Source organism: Endozoicomonas sp. ONNA2 (assembly GCF_024606365.1).
In the GTDB taxonomy this organism is placed as follows: domain Bacteria; phylum Pseudomonadota; class Gammaproteobacteria; order Pseudomonadales; family Endozoicomonadaceae; genus Endozoicomonas.
Window position 1 is genome coordinate 1 of the sequence record NZ_JAHHPO010001100.1, and the last position, 1,064, is coordinate 1,064.

At 45.7% G+C, this 1,064-nt stretch carries 1 protein-coding gene and 1 pseudogene; one reads left to right on the forward strand and one right to left on the reverse strand.

From position 1 onward, the window contains the following. Positions 1–96 (reverse strand): BrnT family toxin (locus KDK14_RS21895; protein WP_373691122.1); only part of this gene is annotated, 96 nt, incomplete at its 3' end. Positions 97–304: 208 nt separating this feature from the next. On the opposite strand from KDK14_RS21895, the pseudogene KDK14_RS19620 reads away from it, so the two are divergent. Then, positions 305–760 (forward strand): annotated as a pseudogene (locus tag KDK14_RS19620) (PDDEXK nuclease domain-containing protein); the annotation flags it as partial. Positions 761–1,064: the final 304 nt, after the last annotated feature.

Genomic DNA, 1,064 nt, shown 5'->3' on the forward strand with positions numbered 1-1,064 from the left:
CATGGGGTGATTGAATATATCGACAGCGTCCTCAAAGGCAATGCCGTGTTTGTGAATATTTGCCTGATTCTTGTCTTCATCCCATTCACATTGCATGGTGATTTCGGTATTTACATTTGTACATACACTCAGAGGTTAGCACTTACTTTGAACAAATGAAACCAAAGGCCAAGCCTGTCACATCAGGATAATAACTTCTTTACGTTTTTATAAAACCAGGGGCAAGTCTTGGTTCTTGAATAATGTCAATGCTCATTCGTTCAAGAATCAAGACTTGACCCTGATTTACTGAGAACGAGATGTTGAGCAAGCGCTCACTCGACATATCAGTCAGTTCTTGCTGGAACTTGGCGCTGGTTTTGCCTATGTCGGGCAACAGGTTCATCTTGAAGTTGGCGGTGATGACTTTTACCTCGATCTGTTGTTTTATCACCTGAAACTTCGTTGTTATGTAGTCATTGAGCTAAAAACCGGTGACTTCAAGCCAGAACACATCGGACAGCTCAATTTTTATCTGTCTGCCGTGGATAGTCAGATGAAGAGCCATCAGGACGCACCGAGTATTGGTCTTTTGCTCTGTAAAAGCCGGAACAAAGTGGTGGCTGAATACGCCCTGCGTGATAACAGCAAACCGATCGGTGTTGCTGAATATCAGCTGAAGCAAGCTCTTCCGGATGGCTGGGAGGACAAACTCCCCAGCATCGCCCGAATTGAACAAGAAGTTCTCTCCTCGATCAAAGGGTCTGGCCTTGATATTTGAACCGATTCAAGACCTGCTCCCCGCATCGGCCGTCATCATTGCGAGGGAGGGGTTCCATGGCTCGCAGCAAACTCCCACCTTCGAGGTTGCCCAACAGTTGCCATGCTTGGTAGATGAAAAGTGGGTGTCCTACCCATACAGCCACTGAGAGCTGATCACGCTAACCCAGGAATTATTGCACCTTGTTAAAGAGCTGCCTGACATTAACTAAAAAGAACGGGGCGGACTATATATAACCCCAATTTTTGACCCCGGTTTTGATCTGGATCAAATATGACCCCGATATTTTTGATCGTTTGTCTTT